This window comes from Aeromicrobium jepli (assembly GCF_047246605.1).
Taxonomy (GTDB): Bacteria; Actinomycetota; Actinomycetes; order Propionibacteriales; family Nocardioidaceae; genus Aeromicrobium.
In genome coordinates this window covers 147,951-166,387 of sequence record NZ_JBFOKO010000007.1, presented here as the reverse complement: position 1 = coordinate 166,387, position 18,437 = coordinate 147,951, and the positions used below count along the sequence as shown (strand labels likewise).

Sequence of the window (18,437 nt, the reverse complement as noted above, 5' to 3'; positions counted from 1 at the left end):
GCGGGGCCGAACCGCCATGCTGTCTCGCTCCTCAACCCAGGAAGAGGATCCCGAGCCCGACCACGAGCGCCGGGACCGTCGTGATGACCGTCGCGAGCAGGGCCGACCGCTGCTCCAGGGCGAACAGCGGGATGAGCGCGTCGCCGTCCTGGCTCACGGAGTTCGCGGCGAGCGTCGACAGGGGCATCCCGCCGGACAGGAAGATGCCCGCGAAGACGATCTGGATCGCGCAGCCCGGGATCAGGCCCACGGCCGCTCCCACGACCACGCCGAGGACGCCGAAGAGGGGAAGCCGCGAGCCGTCGAAGCCCGACGCCGGCGATCGAGGAGCTCGTCGCGCCCCTGACCCGCAGCCGTCCGCGCGCGACGCGGCGCCCGCGACGCGTCTCGTGACGGTCAGGCGACGAGCAGCCCGGCGCCGAGCGTGAGCAGGCTGACCGCCAGCAGGGTCGCACCCGCGAACACCAGCACGACCAGCCGGCTCGGCTCGGTGCGGCCGCGGCCCATCGAGGAGAAGAAGAAGCCGCCGGGCATGAGCAGCGCCGAGACGGCGACGCCGTGGCGCGCGATCCAGCCCCAGGCGCCGTCGAGCTCGGTCGCGTCGACGAACGGCTGGCAGACCAGCGCGAGCACGAGCAGGACACCGGCGTGCGCGTGGCCCGCGCGGGCGAACTTCTCCTGGAACGCGGTCACCTGCTCGCGGCCGCTGACGATGCGGACCATGTACAGGCCACCGGTCTCGACCGTCACCAGCGCGATGAAGAGGATGCCCGCGAGCGTGCGCGAGTCCTCGGACAACAGTTCCATGGCGTCTCCGTTCGGATAGTTTCGCTATCCCAAATTGGAGACCCGAACTATCCGATCTGTCAAGATGGGGGCATGCGCCTCGCCGAACTGTCCGCCCGCAGCGGACTGCCGTCCGCGACGATCAAGTACTACCTGCGCGAGGGCCTCGTGCCCGCGGGTGAGACCGAGGGCAGCACGTGGGCGCGATACGACGAGTCCCACGTCAGACGGCTGCGCCTCGTCCGGGCCCTGACCGAGGTGGCGGGCCTCGCCCTCGAGGACGTCCGCCGCGTGGTGGAGGCGCTCGAGTCCGCCGAGCCGGGACACGCGTCGCGCGGCGCCGCGCAGTGGCCTCTGTCCGCGCCCGTGGCACAGGAGCCGTCGGAGGTCGCCGTGCGGCGGGTCGACGCGCTGCTCGCGCGCCGGGGCTGGGACCTCGAGCTCGACAGCCCGCACCGCCGCACACTCGCCGCGGCACTCGACACGGTCGACGGCCTGGGCCTCCCCGCCACCGACGAGGTCCTGGACGCGTACGCCGGCGCGGCCGAGTCAGTGGCTGTCGTGGACGTCCCGCGCGTCCTGGCCGAGGAGGATCCGCTCGTCGCCGCCGAGCGGCTCGTCGTCGGGACCCTGCTCTATGAGCCCGTGCTGCTCACCCTGCGGCGCATGGCCCACGAGGTCCTGTCGGCGCGGCCGTCCTGATCACTGGTCCCGCAGCACCGGAAGGAACTCACGCACCTCCATCGCGCACCGGCACGCCGCCCCGAGTCGCTTGGCCCACTCGAGGGCGTCGGCGCGGGACTCCACGTCGACGACCGCCACGCCCGCCAGGTACACGTGGTCCTCGATGGCGCGGCCCTCCTGGACGCTCCCGTCGAGCCCGACGGTGGCCGCGTCCTCGTGATGACGCAGGCCACCGCCGAAGACCCACACGCCCGCCTCCCGGGCGTCGTCCACGACCACGTGCGCGGCGCGGGACACCTCGTCGAGCTCCTCGTCCGGGATGTCCATCGCCCCCTCGAGGAACAAGATCATGAACTTCGGCATCGGGGACCTCCGGCGGTAGCGGCTGTCCCGTCATCATGCTCCCGGACGTCAGTCCTCGGGAAGGTCCGCGAACTTCTTCTGCATCGCGCGGTACCAGCCGAGCGACTTCTTCGGGTGGCGCCAGCGGCCCTTCATGTCGTCGCGCGCGGGCTGGTGCGCGGCGTCGCCGGCCTTCTCCTGCGCCTTGAGGTGCTGGTCCTGGGCGTTGATGACGTCGTCGGCCGTCTCGCCGCGGTGGGCGAGGTCGCAGGGGCCACCGAGGTCGCGGCAGGTCATCGTCTTCATGGTGCTCTCCTTCGTGGGGTTCTTGTCCTGGTGACGAGCGGGCGGGCGCGAATGTGACATCACCCGCGCGCGGCGTCGCCGTCGCGGCGCGAGACCTGCGCGAGCGTCTCGGGCGCCGCACGGAACGTGATCGCCTGCACGCGGCCGTCGCGGACGGTGAAGTCGAAGACGACCCGCGCCTCGCCACGGTGGAACCACGCTGAGCCGGGGCGCTCGCCGACGAAGACCGGCAGGGCCGCCCGGGCGCTGCCGTTGAAGAAGGCCGCGACCTCGCCGCGGCCGTCGATCCGCTCGGGCGTCCCCGCCGCGACGGCGGCCGCGTCGGCGCTGACCGTGGCGTCGGGCGCCAGCAGTTGCAGCAGCCGGTCGAACTCGCCGTTCTTCGCCGCGGCCATGAACGCGTCGACGACCTCCCAGTCGGCGAGCCGGTCCTCGGGCTGCGGCTGGGTCACCTTGGCCCGCGCGCGCGAGGCGAGCTTGCGCGCCGCGACGGGCGTCGTGTCCAGGACCGCCGCGATCGTCGGGAACTCGAACCCGAAGCTGTCGTGCAGGACGAACGCGATCCGCTCGCGAGGGGACAGCCGGTCGAGGACGACGTGCAGTGCGGCGCCCACCGTGTCGGCGAGGGCCACGTCGTCGGCCGGATCGGCGAACGTCTCACCGGGGTCGAGGTCGTCGACCGGGAACGGCGTCCGGGCTTTGAGCCGGTCCAGGCACAGCCGCGTCGTCACGGTCGTGAGCCAGGCGGGCAGGCTCTCGATCTCGGCCTCGGTGCCGTGCAGGCGCAGCCAGGCCTGCTGCACGATGTCCTGCGCCTCGGCGTGATCGCCGAGGATCCTCGTCGCGATCGCCACGAGGCGCGGTCGCTCCGCCTCGAACTGCTCGGCCTGGTCCACGGGCTCAGCCTTCCACTCGGTCGTCGTCATGACGACGATCCAGCGGCCGCGAGTGTGACCGACCTTCGCGCGCGTTCCGCTTTCACGTGACCCGCGGCGGGAGCACAGTGGGACAAGGGGGGTGGTTTGACGTGACGGGTCTCCTGCGTTGGGTCGTGGCGGTGGTGGCGCTGGGACACGGCCTCGTCCACCTCGTCTTCGCCTCCGAGTACTTCGGCTGGATCGACGATCCGACGCTGAGCCAGTCGGATCGGCTGGGCGGCCTGTGGCTCACCGCCGGCCTGCAGCTTCTGCTGACGGCAGCGCTCGCCGCCGCCGACGCCGGCCCGTGGTGGCTCGTCGGGATCGTCGCAGCGCTGGTGTCGCAGGCCGCGATCCTCACGGCGTGGGGCGAGGCCGGGACCGGCACGCTCGCCAACGTCGTGCTGCTCGTGGTCGCGATCTACGCGCTGTTGTCGCTGGGGCGGCGCAGCCTGCGCGGTCAGTGGACCGCGCGCGCCGACGAGGCGCTGTCCGCCGCGCCGAGCGGCACGGGCGTCGTCACGGAGGACGACCTGGCACGCCTGCCCGCGCCGGTCGCGGCGTACGTCCGCCAGTGCGGTGCCGTGGGGCAGCCCCGGCCGCACAGCATCCGGGCCGAGTTCCACGGCCGGATCCGGGCGGACCGCGACCAGCAATGGATGCCGTTCACCGGCCGTCAGGTCACGACGTTCGGCCCGGATCCGCGCCGCTACTTCCTCATGGACGCGACGCGCGCGGGGCTGCCCGTCACGGTCCTGCACTGCTACGCGCTCGGCACCGCCACGATGCGCGGCAAGGTGTGCTCGACCGTGACGGTCCTCGACGCGGCGGGGCCCGAGCTGGACCGGGGCGAGACGGTGACGGTGTTCAACGACCTCGTGCTGCTCGCGCCGGGGGCGCTCGTGGACGCGCCCGTCGAGTGGACCGAGCTGGACGACCGCCGCGTGCGCGCCGCCTTCACGAACGGCCGGCACACGGTGTCGGCGGAACTGGTCTTCGACGACAGCGGGCGGCTGGTCGACTTCGTCTCGCGGGACCGGATGCGGGCCTCGGCCGACGGTCGGAGCTTCGACGCGCAGGACTGGTCGACGCCCGATCCGCGACGCCGCGAGCGGTCCGGCGTCCACGTGCTGAGGGGCACGGCGCGCTGGCGCACGCCGGACGGATGGCTCACGTACGTCGAGCTGGACTTCGACCGGATCGAGACCAATCCGGAGGTCCAGCGGCGGCACGTGCGCGACGCGGAGCGCACGAGGGTGTGACGGTCAGGGCGCGGGCGCCCGAGCCGCGCGCGTCGCGACGGCGCCGACCGTGGCGACGACGACGGTGATCGCGCCCGACAGCACGAGACCGGCGCTGAGGTGCCAGCGCAGCAGAGCCGCGCCCACCGCGGCGCCCGCGAGGATCAGCACGACGGCCGCCACACGGCGCGCGCTGTGCCCGCGCTTGCCCGCGCCCAGCACCGAGTCGGCCGCGAGGCCGGTCATCGTCGAGGTGACCACGACCGTCGTCACGTCCTTCACCGCGATGAACCGGGCCGTCGCCGCCTGCAACCCCATCGCCGCGCCCAGCAGGGTCGTGATCGTCAGGGCGACCGGCCGGGACAGGTCGGCGAGGACGACCACGGCCAGGGCGAGGATCACCACGCCGACGAGTCCGAGCAGCAGGGTCGTGCGTCGCGACCAGCCCGGCGAGGCGGACCTCAGCACGCGCCCGCCGAGCGCGGCGCCGCCCATGAAGCCCAGCAGCGCGAGCACGGGGCCGAGCACCGGCAGGTCCTCGGCGCCCACGATCGCCATGCCCAGGATCACGACGTTGCCCGTCATGTTGCCCGTGAATACGCGGTCCAGACCGAGGTAGCCGATCGCGTCGACGACCCCCGTCGAGAAGGTCAGGGCGAGCATCAGGAGCAGGTGCAGTCGGTCCGGGGACAGGCGTCGGAGCATGGGCCGATCGTGCCCGAGGCGCGCGACGGGGGTGTCATCGACGCGTCACCGCCGCGTTACACGACGCCCCTACGCTCGGCGGATGACTCCGCTGCAGCGCGGGGTGGACGTGCCCGACGGCGCGGTCTACCTGCCCTCCTCCGCCGATGACGTCCTGTGGGGGCGACTGCCGTGCGGGGCGGACGAGCCGGTGCTCACGGTCGACCCCGGGACCGAGGTCGTCATCGACACGCTGAGCCACGAGGGCATCCTCGAGGACCAGGGCCGCGACCCGAAGGCGTTCTTCGAGCCGTACGGCGTCGAGGTCCTCGACGACGTGATCGCGCTGGCCGCCTCGGACACGGCGCGGACGTTCGGGGTGGACGGTCCGCACGTCGTGAGCCGGCCGATCGCGGTGCGCGGCGCCCGGGTCGGCGACCTGCTGGCGATGACCGTCGTCGAGACGACCCCGCGGGTGCCGTACGGCGTCGTCTCCAACCGCCACGGCCGTGGCGCGCTGCCGGGGGAGTACCCCGCCGAAGGGGACGTCACGAGCGTCTTCGCCCGTGCGGAGGACGGCCACGGAGTCATGGCCTACGGGCCCGACGACGACCGCACCGTCCGGTTCCCGCTGCGCCCGTTCCTAGGGATCATGGGCGTCGCGGTCGCGGGCGACCGCCGGCCGCACAGCGTCCCGCCCGGCGCCCACGGCGGGAACATCGACATCAACCTGCTCACCGCCGGGTCCACGCTGTACCTCCCCGTGCAGGTCGAGGGCGCGCTTGCGTACGTGGGCGATCCGCACTTCGCGCAGGGTGACGGCGAGGTCGCGCTCACCGCGATGGAGGCCTCGCTGCGCGCCACCGTCCGCTTCGACGTCGTCGCGCGGGAGGAGGCGCTCGCGCGATTCGGCGAGCTCGCCGGCCCACTCGCGGAGACCCGCCGGTACCTCGTGCCGACGGGCTTGGACGAGGACCTCGACGTGGCCGTGCAGGACTGCGTCCGCGCCGCGATCTCGCTCCTCCAGGCGCGCTTCGGGATGGACCCCGCGCACGCGTACGCCTACCTCAGCGCCGCGACCGACTTCGACATCAGCCAGGTGGTCGACCTCGTGAAGGGCGTCCACGCCCGTATCCGGAAGGCGGACTTCGCGTGACGCGGGTGCACGGCGAGGCGCCCGCCGGCCTGCTCGAGGCGTTCTGGGCCTACGAGCGCGCCCTGATGTCCGACGACCTCGCGGAGCTCGACCGGCTGTTCGCCGACGCGCCGGACACCCTGCGCGGCGCCGCCGCCGGACTGCTCGTCGGGCACGACGAGATCAGCCGGTTCCGCGGCGGCCGCGGGGGCGCGCCGCGGCGCACCATCCTCGAGGTCCACGTCCGGCCGACCGGTCCCGACCACGCACTCGTCGTCGCGACGACCCGGCTCGAGCGCGGGGGCCACGGTCTGCAGACGCAGGTGTGGCGGTCCGGACCGCAGGGCTGGAAGGTCGTCGCCGCGCACGTCTCGGTGCCCGCGCCCGCGCACGACCCACGGATCTGGCGCGTCGTGGGGGACCCCCTCGTCCGGTCCCTCGGTGATGGATCGCTCGACGGCGAGACCGTCGCGGTCAAGGACCTGTTCGCGGTCGAGGGCCAGCCGATCGGGGCGGGCAACCCCGCCTGGCTCGAGGCCGCGCCGGCCGAGGCCGAGCACGCGCCGACCGTCCGCGCGCTGCTCGACAGCGGCGCGTCCGTGCGGGGCATCGCGCGCACCGACGAGTTCGCCTACAGCCTCGCCGGCACCAACGCCCACCACGGGACGCCGCCGAACGGCGCCGCGCCGCGCCGGCTGAGCGGGGGATCGACCTCGGGTCCGGCCTCGGCGGTGGCGCTGGGCCACGCGACGATCGGGCTCGGGACGGACACGGGCGGATCGATCCGCGTCCCCGCCGCGTACCAGGGGCTGTTCGGGCTGCGCACGACGCACGGCGCGGTGACCGTCGGAGGGGTGCTCCCGCTCGCGCCCTCCTTCGACACGGTCGGCTGGCTGACGCGCGAGGCCGAGCTGCTGGAGCGCGTCGGCCGCGTGCTGCTCCCCACGCGCGCCGTCGCCCCGCCGCAGGACCTCGTCGTCGTCCCGTCGCTCCTCGCGCTCGCCGAGCCGGACGTCGAGACGGCCGTCGAGCGCTTCGCCGCCGAGGCGGGCGCCCGCTCGCAGGAATGGGACCTCACCGACCTGCCCGCGTGGCGCGAGGCGTTCCGCGTGCTGCAGGCGTCCGAGGCCTGGCGTGCCCACGGGACGTGGCTCGCGACGCGCCTCGACACGCTGGGCCCGGACGTGCGCGGTCGCTTCGAGGCCGCCTCGGCGATCACGCCCGAGGAGGCAGACACGGCACGGGATCAGGTGGCCGCGGCGCGCCGGGTGATCCGCGACTTCGTCGGCGATCGTGCCGTCCTGCTGCCGTCGGCGTCCTCGGTCGCGCCGCGGATCGGCGACGACGTCGGTCGCGTGCGCGACGCGACGATGCTGCTCACGTGCCTCGCGGGCATCGCGGGACTGCCCGCGCTGAGCATCCCGACCACGACGGGGGAGGGACTGCCGGCCGGCGTCTGCGTCGTCGCGGCGCCCGGCCGCGATCTCGACCTGCTCGCCCTCGCGGCCCGAGACGACCGTTTACGCCGCTGAAACGACGGTTCCAGTCCGCTGTAACACCACCGCCCTAGCGTCCTGGGCATGGACATCGCGACCTTCGACGCGGCCGACCCCGCCACCGTGTCGGCCCTGCTGCGCGACTGCGCTCGCGTCACGTCGTGGGTCGACGCCCTCGTGGACGCACGACCGTTCGGCACCCTCGACGCCCTGCTCGACCGCGCCGACGCGCAGGCCGCGACGTGGGGCGAGACCGAGGTCGCGGAGGCGCTCGCCGACCACCCGCGCATCGGGGAGCGGCACGACGGCGACGGTCGCAGCGCGGCCCTGTCCGACCGCGAGCAGTCGGGCGTGGACGGCTCGGCCGACACCGCCGTGCGCCTCGCTGCGGGCAACCGCCGGTACGAGCGGCGGTTCGGCCGGATCTTCCTGATCCGGGCCGCAGGGCGCGACGCCGACGAGATCCTCGCTCAGCTCGAGCAGCGGCTCGAGAACGACGCTGAGACCGAGCTGGCTGTGACGGCCGGACAGCTGCGCGAGATCACGCTGCTGCGCCTGAAGGGGCTGATCGCATGACCACGCTGTCCACCCACGTGCTCGACCAGGTGCTCGGGGTGCCGGCCTCGGGCCTCGTCGTCCTGCTGGACGGCGCGGTCGTCACGGCCACCGACGATGACGGCCGCATCCGGTTCGAGGGGCAGATCGCGCCCGGGCCCCACACGCTCGACTACGCCATCGCGGACTGGTTCGCCGCCCGCGACCGCGACGCCTTCTTCGGCGCGGTGCGCCTCACGTTCGAGGTCGAGCCCGGCCGACCCCACCTGCACGTGGCCCTGCTGCTGGGTCCGTACTCCTACACCGCCTACCGAGGGAGCTGACATGGCGAAGGGCGACATCATCCTGGGCCCGAACCAGTACGGGAAGGCCGAGTGCCGGCTCGTGCGGGTCACGCGGGACACGCCGGTGCACCGCATCGAGGACCTCACCGTCACGGCGCAACTGCGCGGCGACTTCACCGCGTGCCACACCGACGGCGACAACGCCAACGTCATCGCGACGGACACCCAGAAGAACACCGTCTACGCGTACGCCCGCGAGTACGGGATCGGCTCGCCCGAGCAGTTCCTGCTGACTCTGGGGCGGCACTTCGTCGAGGACTTCGAGCACGTCACGGGCGGACGCTGGGAGTCGCAGCTGCACGCGTGGGACCGCATCGCCGTCGAGGGCGAGCCGCACGACCACGCGTTCGTCCGCGAGGGGCGCGAGCTGCGCACGACCCTCGTCCAGCGCGACGGCGACGACACGTGGGTGCTTGCGGGGTTCCGCGACTGCACCGTCCTGAAGTCGACGGGCTCGGAGTTCCACGGATTCCCGCGCGACCGGTACACGACCCTGGCCGAGACGAAGGACCGCATCCTGGCGACCTCGGTCACGGTGTGGTGGCGATACGCCTCGGCCGACCTGGGCGACTGGGACGCGCGGTACGCGGCGATCCGCGACACGATGCTCGAGACGTTCGCGGGCCTGCACTCGCTCGCGCTGCAGCAGACGATCTTCGCCATGGGCCGCGCCGTCCTCGAGCGCTTCCCCGAGGTCGCCGAGGTCAAGCTCTCCTGCCCGAACAAGCACCATTTCCTGGTCGACCTCGAGCCGTTCGGCCTGGACAACCCGAACGAGGTCTTCTACGCCGCCGACCGCCCGTACGGGCTGATCGAGGCCACCGTGCAGCGCGAGGGCGAGCCCGAGGCTCCCGCCGCGTGGGCCAACGTGGCGGGGTTCTGCTGACCATGCGCGTCGATGCCGTCCGCGCCCGTCATGTCCTGGTCGACGGCGCGTTCCGCCCGGCCACCGTGACGATCCGCGACGGTCGCATCGACGAGGTCGCTCCGTTCGACGCCGTCGTGGGCGGGGAGGTGCTCGAGGTCGCCGGCCCAGCACGCGTCCTGCCCGGGATCGTCGACACGCACGTGCACGTCAACGAGCCGGGCCGCACCGAGTGGGAGGGCTTCGCGACCGCCACCGCGGCGGCGGCGCTCGGCGGCGTGACGACGCTCGTCGACATGCCGCTCAACTCGATCCCGCCCACCACGACGGTCGAGCACCTGCGGCTCAAGCAGCAGGTCGCCGACGGCCAGCTCGCGGTCGACGTCGGCTTCTGGGGCGGCGCCGTCCCGGGCAACCTCGCCGAGCTCGAGCCGCTGTGGGAGGCCGGCGTCTTCGGCTTCAAGTGCTTCCTGTCGCCGTCGGGCGTGGACGAGTTCCCGCCGCTGGACCACGACGAGCTGACGGCCGTGTTGCGCGAGGTCGCCCGGCTCGACGCCCTGCTGATCGTGCACGCCGAGGATGCGGCCGTGCTCGAGGCGGCGCCCGCCCGCGGCAGCCGGGCGTACCGCGACTTCGTCCTGTCCCGGCCGGACGAGGCCGAGATCGCCGCGATCCGGCAGGTCATCGAGGGCGCCCGGGAGACGGGCGCGCGCGTCCACGTGCTGCACCTCTCGAGCGCCCGCGCGCTCGACGTCATCGCCGACGCGCGCGCCGAGGGCCTGCGGCTCACGGTCGAGACCTGCCCGCACTACCTGTGCTTCAGCGCCGAGTCGATCCCCGACGCGTCGCCCGAGTTCAAGTGCTGCCCGCCGATCCGTGACGACGGCAACCGCACCGCGCTGTGGGAGGCGCTGCGGGACGGCCTGATCGACGTCGTCGTGAGCGACCACTCGCCCTCGACGCTCGCCGAGAAGGCGCGGGGCGGCGGCGACCTGCAGCAGGCCTGGGGCGGCATCTCGGGCCTCCAGGTCGGCTTCGCCGCCGTCGCCCACGAGGCCGGGGCGCGCGGGATCGGCATCGAGCGCGTCAGCCAGTGGATGTCGCGCGGTACCGCCGACCTCGTGGGTCTGGCGCGCAAGGGCCGCATCGCACCGGGCGCCGACGCCGACCTCGTGGTGCACGACGCGACGGTTCCCACCTCGGTCGCGGCGGACGCCCTCGCGCACCGCAATCCGCTCTCGGCCTGGGACGGCCTCGCGCTCGACGGCGCCGTCGTCACGACGATCGCCGGCGGTCGGGTCGTCGACCCGGCCGCACCCCGCCGCGGCGGCCGCCGCCTCACCCGCCACCCGTCCGGAGGACTCCGATGAACGCCGCTCCCGTCAATCCGCCGCCGCGCCTGCTCATGGGGCCGGGCCCGATCACGGCCGACCCGCGCGTCCTGCGTGCCATGTCGGCGCAGCTGGTCGGCCAGTACGACCCCGCGATGACGGCGTACATGAACGAGGTCATGGCGCTCTACCGCGAGGTCTTCCGGACGGCGAACCGCCAGACCCTGCTGGTCGACGGCACGTCGCGTGCGGGCATCGAGGCGGCGCTCGTGTCGCTGCTGGAGCCGGGGGACCGGCTGCTGGTGCCGGTCTTCGGCCGCTTCGGCCACCTGTTGGCCGAGATCGGCGAGCGCTGCGGTGCCGAGGTCCACACGATCGAGACCGCGTGGGGGACCGTCTTCAGCCCCGAGCAGATCGAGGAGGCCGTCGTGGCGGTGCGGCCCAAGGTGCTCGCGGTCGTGCACGGCGACACCGCCACCACGATGGCGCAGCCGCTGGACGATCTCGGCGAGATCTGCCGCCGCCACGATGTCCTGCTCTACAGCGACGCGACCGCCTCGCTGGGCGGCAACCCGTTCGAGACGGACGCGTGGGGCATCGACGTCGCGACTGCCGGCCTCCAGAAGTGCCTCGGGGGGCCGTCCGGCTCGGCGCCGATCACGCTCAGCGACCGGGCCGTCGCGGTCGTCGACGGCCGTCGTCACGTGGAGGCCGGGATCGCCGAGGCCGGCGACGTCGGGCGCGGCGTGCGGATCGCGTCGAACTACCTCGACCTCGCGCAGATCATGGACTACTGGGGGCCGCGCCGGCTCAACCACCACACCGAGGCCACGACGATGCTCTACGGCGCGCGTGAGTGCGCCCGCCTGCTCGTCGAGGAGGGCATCGACTGCGCCGTCGCGCGCCACGCCCTCCACGGGCAGGCGATGCTCGCGGGCGTCCTCGGGCTGGGGCTGGAGGTCTTCGGCGACCTCGAGCACAAGATGAACAATGTCGTCGCGGTGCACATCCCCGACGGCGTCGACGGCGACCGCGCCCGGGCGGCCCTGCTGGACGACTTCGGCATCGAGATCGGCACCTCGTTCGGCCCGCTGCACGGGAAGGTGTGGCGCATCGGGACGATGGGGCACAACGCGCGCAAGGACGCCGTCCTGACGACGCTCGCCGCGCTCGAGCAGGTGCTGCGGCAGGCGGGCGTGCCCGTCACGGCCGGCGGCGGCGTCGGCGCGGCGCGGGAGGTCTACGCATGACCACGGCCGCGGACGTCCTGGCGCGCTGCGCCGAGCTCGCCCGGATCTCGGCCCACCCCGAGCACCTCGAGCGGACGCACCTGACGACCCAGCACGCCGCCGCGAACGCGCTCGTCGCCGGATGGATGGAGGCGGCGGGACTGCGGACGTGGCAGGACGCCGCGGGCAACCAGTACGGGCGCCGTGAGGGCCGCGAGCCGGGCCTGCCGGCGCTGTTGCTCGGGTCGCACCTGGACACCGTGCCGGACGCGGGATCGTACGACGGGATGCTCGGCGTCGTGATGGCGATCGCCGTCGCCCAGCGGCTGGGCGACCGCATCGCGGACCTGCCGTTCGCACTGGAGGTCGTCGGCTTCGGCGACGAGGAGGGCGCTCGCTTCGGCAAGGCGCTGCTCGGCAGCTGCGCCGCGGCGGGGACGTGGGACCCGCGGTGGTGGGACCTGCGCGACGCGAACGGGGTGAGCCTGCGGCAGGCGTTCATGGACTTCGGCCTCGACCCGGACCGCGTCGGGGAGGCGGCGCGGCGGCCCGAGGAGCTGGTCGGCTACCTCGAGGCCCACATCGAACAGGGTCCGTACCTCGAAGCGCGCGACGCGTCCCTCGGGTACGTCACGGCCATCGCGGGCGCGCGGCGCTTCGTCGTCACGGTGCTCGGCGAGGCGCGGCACGCCGGCGGCACGCCCTACGAGCGGCGTCGTGACGCGCTCGCCGGGGCGGCCGAGTGCATCACGCGGGTCGAGCAGCTCGCCCGGGCGTCGGACTGCATCGCCACGGTCGGCCGGATCGAGGTCGCCCCCGGTGCCGTCAACGTGATCGCCGGGCGCGCAGACTTCACGCTGGACCTACGCGCCGCGACCGACACCGAGCGCGACGTCATGTGGCATGCGCTGGAGGAGCAGCTGCGCAAGACGTGCGAGGCGCGCGGGCTCGGGCTCGAGGTCGTCGAGACCCACCGGGCGCCGGCGGTCGCGTGCGCGTCGTGGCTCACCGAGGCGGTCGTCGACGGGATCGGGGCCACCGGCGACACGGACCCGATGGGCCTGTGGAGCCGGGCGGGTCACGACGGGATGGCGATCGGCGCCGTCGCGGACATCGCGATGCTCTTCGTGCGGTGCTTCGACGGGATCAGCCACCACCCCGCCGAGGACGTGCGGGCGATCGACGTCGAGCGCGGGCTGGACGCCCTCGAGCGCGCCGTGGTGGCCGTCGCCGAACGCCGGGAGGCACGATGAGGACCGTCCAGGACGACCGTCCGATCGAGGCCCGGATCGCGGCCCGTTACGCGTCGCTCTCGCCGAAGGAGCGGCGCGCCGCCGATGCGCTGCTCGCGCACCTCGACGACCTCGCGATCTACCGCGCGGCCGAGCTGGCGCGGATCGCGGGTGTCTCGAAGGCGACGATGAGCCGGCTCTTCCGACACCTCGACTACGACGATTTCACGCAGGTCCGCGAGCAGCTGTGCGCCTTGCGCAGCGACGGCCTGCCCGTCGCGGTCGACGGCACGCCGTCCATCGAGGCGCACCTCGAGGCCGAGGTCGAGCACCTGCAGCGCGTCCTGCGGTCGGGGGAGCAGGCGATCGAGGAGGCCGCCGAGCTGCTCGCGGGGTCTGACTCCGTGACCGTCGTCGGCCTGCGCACGAGTTACCCGATCGCCCTGCACCTGGGCCAACAGCTGGGCCAGGCGCGCGGACGCGTGGTGGTGTCGCCGGCGCCCGGGCAGTCGCTGGCGGATGACCTCGTCGGACTCGGCGCGAGCGACGTCGCCGTCGTCGTCGCGTTCCGCCGTCGCCCTCCGCAGATCGCAGGCGTCCTGGGGCTGCTGCGCGAGCAGGGCACGCCCGTCGTGCTGATGACCGACCCGTCGGGCCGCCGGCTCGCGCGCGGCACCGACGTGTGGCTCGAGTGCGGCGCCGCGACCCAGACGGCGTTCGACAGCTATGCCGCCGCGATGAGCGTCGTCGCCGCCGTCGCCGCACGGGTGCTGGAGCGGCTCGGCGGCGACGCCTCAGCGCGCGCCGCGGCCATCGACGCCTCGTACCGCAGCGTCGGCGAGACCGAGAGGAGCTGACGTGGACCTGCACACCGTCACCGCATGGCGCGACGCCGATCCGGGGCTCGGCCTCGCGCCGGGCGAGACCTGGCTGGCCGGCGGCACGTGGCTGTTCTCCGAGCCGCAGCCCGACGTGAGCGGACTCGTCGACCTGACCGCGCTCGGCTGGCCGGCGTGGGAGCAGGACGCGTCGGTGCTGCGGGTGGCGGCGACATGCACGATCGCCGAGCTCGTCGAGCGCGCCGAGGCGTCCGGCCTGCGGGCCCTCGAGGTGGCCCGACCGTGCGCAGAGTCGCTCGTGATGTCGACGAAGATCTGGGGTGCGGCGACGGTCGGGGGCAACGTCTGCCTGGCGCTGCCCGCCGGCGCGATGACCTCGCTCATGGCCGGGCTGGGCGCGACGGCCGTCGTCCGCGGACCGCACGGCGAGCGGCGCGAGCCCGTCGCCGACCTCGTGCGCGACGTGCGCGAGACGTCGCTCGCGCCGGGCGAGGTGCTGCGCGCGCTCGAGCTCGACATCGCCGTGCTGCGGCGCCCCGCGGCGTTCCGCCGCTTCGCCCTGACGGACATGGGGCGCTCGGGTGGCGTCGTGGTCGGCCGACGCGACGAGGTCGGCCTCGTCGTCACCGTGACCGGGGCGACGCGGGCCCCGCGCGTCCTGCGGGTCGATCCCGCCGATCCGGCCGATCCGTCGGCCGCCGTCGCGGCCATCGCCGACTGGTACGACGACCCGCACGGCGCCCCCGACTGGCGCGCGGCGCAGGTCGCCCGCTGCGTGACCGAGATCGTGGAGGAGCTGTCATGACGATCGTCAACGGCGAGCCGGTCGCCGCCGAGCCGCGCCCGGGACAGTGCCTGCGCACGTTCCTGCGCGAGCACGGCAGCCTCGACGTGAAGAAGGGCTGCGACGCCGGCGACTGCGGCGCGTGCTCCGTGCTGCTCGACGGTCGGGCCGTGCACTCGTGCGTCACGCCCGCGCGCCGCGCCGTCGGCCACGAGGTCACGACGGCGGCGGGGCTCGGCACCCCCGAGGACCTGCACGCGGTGCAGCAGCGCTTCGTCGACGCTGCCGGCTTCCAGTGCGGCTTCTGCACGGCGGGCATGGTCGTCACCGCGTCGACGCTCGAGGACGGTCTCGAGGGCGAGTCCCTGTGCCGTGCGATGAAGGGCAACCTGTGCCGCTGCACGGGCTACCGCTCGATCCGCGACGCGCTCGCCGGACGGACGAATGTCGAGTCGCCCGAGGCCGGCGCGGCGTTCGGGGCCTCGGTCCGGTCACCGGCGGCCACGCGCGTCGTGAGCGGGCAGGAGCCGTACACCCTCGACCTGCCGGCCCCCGCGGGCCTGCTGCACGTCGCCGTGCTCGGCAGTCCGCACGCCCACGCGCGCATCACCCGGATCGACACCGCTGCTGCGGAGGCGCTGCCCGGCGTGCAGCTCGTGCTGACGCACCGGGACGTCCCCGACATGCTGTTCTCGACCGCGCGGCACGAGAACCGCCTCGACGACCCCGACGACACGCGCATCCTCGATCCCGTCCTGCGGTTCCGGGGCCAGCGCGTCGCCGTCGTCGTCGCCGAGAGCGTCGCGGTCGCGCAGGCCGCGTGCCACCTCGTCCACGTCGAGTACGAGCCGCTGCCCGCCGTCTTCGACCCCGACGAGGCCCGGCAGCCGGGCGCCCCCTTGGTGCACGGCGACAAGGACGCGATCGCCTCGCGCATCGCCGAGCCGTCGCGCAACGTCGTGGCGCAGCTGCACGACGAGTACGGGGACGTCGACGCGGCGCTCGCGTCCGCGCACGCCACGACGACCGGCACGTGGGGGACGGCTCGCGTCTCCCACGCGCAGCTCGAGACCCACGGCGGCATCGGCTGGCTGGACGACGACGGCACGGTCGTCGTGCGCAGCAGCACGCAGGTCCCGTTCCTCGTGCGCGACGAGCTCGCGCGCCTGCTCGACCTCCCGGCCGAGCGGGTGCGCGTCGTGGCGGCCCGCGTCGGCGGCGGCTTCGGCGGCAAGCAGGAGCTGCTGGTCGAGGACGTGATCGCGCTGGCGGTGCTGCGGACAGGACGTCCCGTGCAGTACGAGCTCACGCGCGAGGACCAGTTCACGATCGTGCCCTGCCGCCACCCGATGACGGTCGACATCACGCTGGGCGCGGACGCCGAGGGGCGGCTCGTGGCGATGCGCGTCGGCGTGCTGAGCGACACGGGCGCCTACGGCAACCACGCGGTCGGCGTCATGTTCCACGGCTGCCACGAGTCCGTCGCGCAGTACCGGTGCCCGAACAAGCGCGTCGACGCCGAGGCGGTCTACACGAACAACCTGCCCTCGGGCGCGTTCCGCGGCTACGGACTGGGCCAGGTCATGTTCGCGCTCGAGTCGGCGATGGACGACCTCGCGCGCGAGCTGGGCCTCGACCCGATCGAGCTGCGGCGGCGCAACGCCGTCGCGCCGGGCGACCCGTTCATCGTGACGGCGGACGAGCCGGGCGACCTCGGGTTCGGCGGCTCCTACGGGCTCGACCAGTGCCTCGACCTGGTGGACGAGGCACTCGCGTCGGGTCGCGGCCTGCCCGCTCCCGACGGCTGGCCGACGGGCACCGGCACCGCGATGGCGATGATCGCGACGATCCCGCCGCGAGGGCATTTCGCCGACGTCACGGTCGAGATCGGTCCCGGCGGCGTCTACACGGTCTCGGTGGGCACGGCCGAGTTCGGCAACGGCACGACCACGGTGCACGTGCAGCTCGTCGCGACCGAGCTCGGGACGACCCCGGACCGGGTCCGCGTGCGGCAGAGCGACACTGCGGTCGCCCGGTACGACACGGGCGCGTTCGGCTCGGCCGGCTCGGTCGTCGCGGGCAAGGCCGTGCACGTCGCCGCGGTGCGCCTGCGTGCCGAGCTGGCGACCCTCGCGGCGCGTGCGGCCGGCGTCGCGACGGCCGACTGCGCGGTCGAGCGCGACGGCGTGCGCCTGCCGGACGGGCGCCTCACGCCGTTCGCCGATGTCGTGCCTGACGGTCTCGTGGCCGACGGCAGCCACGACGGTACGCCCCGCTCGGTCGCCTTCAACGTCCACGGATTCCGGGTCGCGGTGAGTCCGGCGACGGGGGAGGTCAGGATCCTGCAGTCGGTCCAGGCCGTCGACGCGGGCGTCGTCATCAATCCCGAGCAGCTGCGCGGCCAGGTCGAGGGCGGCGTCGCGCAGGCGATCGGGACGGCCCTGCAGGAGGAGATCGTGATCGAGGAGGGCGAGGTCGTCACGCGCACCTTCCGCGGCTACCGCGTCCCGCAGATGGCCGACGTGCCCGAGACCGAGGTGCTGCTCGCGGACACGGTGGACGAGCTCGGGCCCCGAGGCGCGAAGTCGATGAGCGAGGCGCCGTACAACCCCGTGGCACCCGCCCTCGCGAACGCGATCACGGACGCGCTGGGCGTCCGCCCGACACAGCTGCCGATGACGCGCGACCGCGTGTGGCGGCTCGCGCAGCGCATCAGCGGTGCAGCGGTCCCGACGTCGCGCTGAGCGGGCGAGCGGAGGCGTCGTGCTGGACCGCCAGCACCTCGGCGAGGATCGCGATCGCGGTGTGCTCGGGCGTCGAGCCGCCCAGGTCGAGGCCGATGGGGGAGCGCAGCCGCGCGACCTCCCCGGCCGTGACGCCCGCGTCCCGCAGCGCCGCGAGGCGTCGCTCGTGCGTCGCCCGTGAGCCCATCGCGCCGACGAATCCCGCACCGCCGCGCAGCGCGGCCACGACCGCCGGGGTGTCGCGCTCGAGGTCGTGGCCCAGGACGCACACGGCGTCCTCGGGCCGCCACCGACGCGCGGCGAGCCACGGCCCCGAGGCGCCGACGACGACGGCCGTCGCGTCCGGGAACCGGTCCTTGGTGGCGAACGTCGCGCGGTGGTCGACGACGGTGACGGCGAACCCGGCGCGGGCACCGAGGGCACACAGCGCGACCGCGAACTCGACGGCGCCCACCACGACGAGATCGCGCGGCCTGCGGTGCACGAGCGACACGACCGGATCCGCGGCACAGGCGCGTCCCTCGGCATCGAGGTCGAGGGACGCGTCGAGGCCGGCGGCCGCGCGCTCGACCTGGTGCCACGCAGGCGCGTCGAGGCCCGCGAGGTCGCTCACCAGCACCTCGATCTCGCCGCCGCACATGAGTCCCGGCTCGAGCCAGTCACCCACACCGTAGCGCCGCCGTCGCGCCGGCCCGCCTGCGAGCACCTCCTCGCACTCGGCGACGAGCGCGCTCTCGACACAGCCGCCCGAGATGCTGCCGGCCACCCGGCCCGTGTCGTCGACCGCGAGCGCGGCGCCGACGGTGCGCGGCGCGCTGCCGTGCACGCCGATCAGGGTCGCCACGGCGACGCGGCGGCCCTCGGCCGTCCACGCGCGCAGGGTCGCCGCGATCTCGAGCATGCCGCGACGCTACGAGACGTGT

Annotated in this window: 20 protein-coding genes; 13 read left to right on the top strand and 7 right to left on the bottom strand. The window is 74.1% G+C overall.

The genetic code is table 11. The features are described from left to right. Positions 1–31: 31 nt before the first annotated feature. Together AB3M81_RS14315 and AB3M81_RS14310 are read right to left on the bottom strand one after the other, a co-directional pair. Entirely contained in the window at positions 32–400 is a 369-nt protein-coding gene (locus tag AB3M81_RS14315; protein WP_412904613.1) for a putative manganese transporter, read from the bottom strand. Next, positions 397–807: a hypothetical protein gene (locus AB3M81_RS14310; protein ID WP_412904587.1), complete on the bottom strand. Its 411-nt coding sequence runs from the start codon at positions 805–807 to the stop codon at positions 397–399. The genes AB3M81_RS14315 and AB3M81_RS14310 overlap by 4 nt, the downstream gene beginning before the upstream one ends. Before the next feature lie 72 nt (positions 808–879). Here AB3M81_RS14310 and AB3M81_RS14305 point away from each other — a divergent pair, with 72 nt between their 5' ends. Then, positions 880–1,488 (top strand): MerR family transcriptional regulator, encoded by a 609-nt coding sequence (locus AB3M81_RS14305; RefSeq protein WP_412904586.1) that lies wholly within the window; start codon positions 880–882, stop codon positions 1,486–1,488. On the opposite strand, the gene AB3M81_RS14300 is transcribed toward AB3M81_RS14305, so the two are convergent. The 3 genes from AB3M81_RS14300 to AB3M81_RS14290 are packed head-to-tail and all read right to left on the bottom strand — an operon-like array spanning position 1,489 to position 3,044. After that, positions 1,489–1,833 carry a YciI family protein gene (locus AB3M81_RS14300; RefSeq protein ID WP_412904585.1) on the bottom strand — a complete coding sequence of 115 codons (345 nt, stop codon included), beginning with the start codon at positions 1,831–1,833 and terminating at the stop codon, positions 1,489–1,491. A 48-nt stretch (positions 1,834–1,881) separates the two neighbouring features. Next, the gene (locus tag AB3M81_RS14295) at positions 1,882–2,118 is read right to left on the bottom strand and encodes a DUF1059 domain-containing protein (RefSeq protein ID WP_412904584.1); all 237 of its coding nucleotides are present in this window, start codon (positions 2,116–2,118) and stop codon (positions 1,882–1,884) included. A 59-nt stretch (positions 2,119–2,177) separates the two neighbouring features. After that, a complete protein-coding gene (locus AB3M81_RS14290) occupies positions 2,178–3,044 on the bottom strand; it encodes a sigma-70 family RNA polymerase sigma factor (protein ID WP_412904583.1) in 867 nt (288 codons plus the stop codon). A gap of 101 nt (positions 3,045–3,145) precedes the next feature. Between AB3M81_RS14290 and AB3M81_RS14285 the strand changes: the two genes are divergently transcribed. Further along, positions 3,146–4,297 (top strand): DUF6544 family protein, encoded by a 1,152-nt coding sequence (locus AB3M81_RS14285; RefSeq protein ID WP_412904582.1) that lies wholly within the window; start codon positions 3,146–3,148, stop codon positions 4,295–4,297. A gap of 3 nt (positions 4,298–4,300) precedes the next feature. Here AB3M81_RS14285 and AB3M81_RS14280 read toward each other — a convergent pair whose 3' ends face one another. Continuing rightward, positions 4,301–4,981 (bottom strand): DUF1275 family protein, encoded by a 681-nt coding sequence (locus tag AB3M81_RS14280; RefSeq protein WP_412904581.1) that lies wholly within the window; start codon positions 4,979–4,981, stop codon positions 4,301–4,303. Between the two features lie 82 nt (positions 4,982–5,063). Here AB3M81_RS14280 and AB3M81_RS14275 point away from each other — a divergent pair, with 82 nt between their 5' ends. The 11 genes from AB3M81_RS14275 to AB3M81_RS14225 are packed head-to-tail and all read left to right on the top strand — an operon-like array spanning position 5,064 to position 17,514. Next, a complete protein-coding gene (locus tag AB3M81_RS14275; RefSeq protein WP_412904580.1) occupies positions 5,064–6,116 on the top strand; it encodes an acetamidase/formamidase family protein in 1,053 nt (350 codons plus the stop codon). Further along, positions 6,113–7,627 carry an AtzH-like domain-containing protein gene (locus tag AB3M81_RS14270; protein ID WP_412904579.1) on the top strand — a complete coding sequence of 505 codons (1,515 nt, stop codon included), beginning with the start codon at positions 6,113–6,115 and terminating at the stop codon, positions 7,625–7,627. Before AB3M81_RS14275 ends, AB3M81_RS14270 begins: the two co-directional genes overlap by 4 nt. A 48-nt stretch (positions 7,628–7,675) precedes the next feature. Continuing rightward, entirely contained in the window at positions 7,676–8,167 is a 492-nt protein-coding gene (gene uraD, locus AB3M81_RS14265; protein WP_412904578.1) for a 2-oxo-4-hydroxy-4-carboxy-5-ureidoimidazoline decarboxylase, read from the top strand. Beyond that, a complete protein-coding gene (locus AB3M81_RS14260; RefSeq protein WP_412904577.1) occupies positions 8,164–8,469 on the top strand; it encodes a hydroxyisourate hydrolase in 306 nt (101 codons plus the stop codon). Before uraD ends, AB3M81_RS14260 begins: the two co-directional genes overlap by 4 nt. 1 nt (position 8,470) lies before the next feature. Beyond that, positions 8,471–9,376 (top strand): factor-independent urate hydroxylase, encoded by a 906-nt coding sequence (pucL, locus tag AB3M81_RS14255; protein WP_412904576.1) that lies wholly within the window; start codon positions 8,471–8,473, stop codon positions 9,374–9,376. A gap of 2 nt (positions 9,377–9,378) precedes the next feature. Then, a complete protein-coding gene (allB, locus tag AB3M81_RS14250; RefSeq protein ID WP_412904575.1) occupies positions 9,379–10,725 on the top strand; it encodes an allantoinase AllB in 1,347 nt (448 codons plus the stop codon). Beyond that, positions 10,722–11,936 (top strand): pyridoxal-phosphate-dependent aminotransferase family protein, encoded by a 1,215-nt coding sequence (locus AB3M81_RS14245; protein ID WP_412904574.1) that lies wholly within the window; start codon positions 10,722–10,724, stop codon positions 11,934–11,936. The genes allB and AB3M81_RS14245 overlap by 4 nt, the downstream gene beginning before the upstream one ends. Next, positions 11,933–13,168: an allantoate amidohydrolase gene (locus tag AB3M81_RS14240; protein WP_412904573.1), complete on the top strand. Its 1,236-nt coding sequence runs from the start codon at positions 11,933–11,935 to the stop codon at positions 13,166–13,168. Before AB3M81_RS14245 ends, AB3M81_RS14240 begins: the two co-directional genes overlap by 4 nt. Further along, positions 13,165–14,004, top strand: a complete 840-nt coding sequence (locus AB3M81_RS14235) for a MurR/RpiR family transcriptional regulator (protein WP_412904572.1) — start codon at positions 13,165–13,167, stop codon at positions 14,002–14,004. Before AB3M81_RS14240 ends, AB3M81_RS14235 begins: the two co-directional genes overlap by 4 nt. 1 nt (position 14,005) lies before the next feature. Continuing rightward, positions 14,006–14,791, top strand: a complete 786-nt coding sequence (locus tag AB3M81_RS14230) for an FAD binding domain-containing protein (RefSeq protein WP_412904571.1) — start codon at positions 14,006–14,008, stop codon at positions 14,789–14,791. Beyond that, entirely contained in the window at positions 14,788–17,514 is a 2,727-nt protein-coding gene (locus tag AB3M81_RS14225; RefSeq protein ID WP_412904570.1) for a molybdopterin-dependent oxidoreductase, read from the top strand. The genes AB3M81_RS14230 and AB3M81_RS14225 overlap by 4 nt, the downstream gene beginning before the upstream one ends. Here AB3M81_RS14225 and AB3M81_RS14220 read toward each other — a convergent pair. Next, entirely contained in the window at positions 17,483–18,415 is a 933-nt protein-coding gene (locus AB3M81_RS14220) for an XdhC family protein (protein ID WP_412904569.1), read from the bottom strand. The genes AB3M81_RS14225 and AB3M81_RS14220 overlap by 32 nt on opposite strands. Positions 18,416–18,437 lie beyond the last annotated feature (22 nt).

Coding starts and splice junctions, on each gene's coding strand:
- AB3M81_RS14300 (WP_412904585.1), bottom strand. CDS start 1,833: ATGCCGAAGTTCATGATCTTGTTCCTCGAGGGGGCGATGGACATCCCG.
- AB3M81_RS14220 (WP_412904569.1), bottom strand. CDS start 18,415: ATGCTCGAGATCGCGGCGACCCTGCGCGCGTGGACGGCCGAGGGCCGC.
- AB3M81_RS14275 (WP_412904580.1), top strand. CDS start 5,064: ATGACTCCGCTGCAGCGCGGGGTGGACGTGCCCGACGGCGCGGTCTAC.
- AB3M81_RS14235 (WP_412904572.1), top strand. CDS start 13,165: ATGAGGACCGTCCAGGACGACCGTCCGATCGAGGCCCGGATCGCGGCC.
- AB3M81_RS14245 (WP_412904574.1), top strand. CDS start 10,722: ATGAACGCCGCTCCCGTCAATCCGCCGCCGCGCCTGCTCATGGGGCCG.
- AB3M81_RS14310 (WP_412904587.1), bottom strand. CDS start 807: ATGGAACTGTTGTCCGAGGACTCGCGCACGCTCGCGGGCATCCTCTTC.
- AB3M81_RS14225 (WP_412904570.1), top strand. CDS start 14,788: ATGACGATCGTCAACGGCGAGCCGGTCGCCGCCGAGCCGCGCCCGGGA.
- AB3M81_RS14290 (WP_412904583.1), bottom strand. CDS start 3,044: ATGACGACGACCGAGTGGAAGGCTGAGCCCGTGGACCAGGCCGAGCAG.
- AB3M81_RS14295 (WP_412904584.1), bottom strand. CDS start 2,118: ATGAAGACGATGACCTGCCGCGACCTCGGTGGCCCCTGCGACCTCGCC.
- uraD (WP_412904578.1), top strand. CDS start 7,676: ATGGACATCGCGACCTTCGACGCGGCCGACCCCGCCACCGTGTCGGCC.
- AB3M81_RS14280 (WP_412904581.1), bottom strand. CDS start 4,981: ATGCTCCGACGCCTGTCCCCGGACCGACTGCACCTGCTCCTGATGCTC.
- allB (WP_412904575.1), top strand. CDS start 9,379: ATGCGCGTCGATGCCGTCCGCGCCCGTCATGTCCTGGTCGACGGCGCG.
- AB3M81_RS14260 (WP_412904577.1), top strand. CDS start 8,164: ATGACCACGCTGTCCACCCACGTGCTCGACCAGGTGCTCGGGGTGCCG.
- pucL (WP_412904576.1), top strand. CDS start 8,471: ATGGCGAAGGGCGACATCATCCTGGGCCCGAACCAGTACGGGAAGGCC.
- AB3M81_RS14305 (WP_412904586.1), top strand. CDS start 880: ATGCGCCTCGCCGAACTGTCCGCCCGCAGCGGACTGCCGTCCGCGACG.
- AB3M81_RS14240 (WP_412904573.1), top strand. CDS start 11,933: ATGACCACGGCCGCGGACGTCCTGGCGCGCTGCGCCGAGCTCGCCCGG.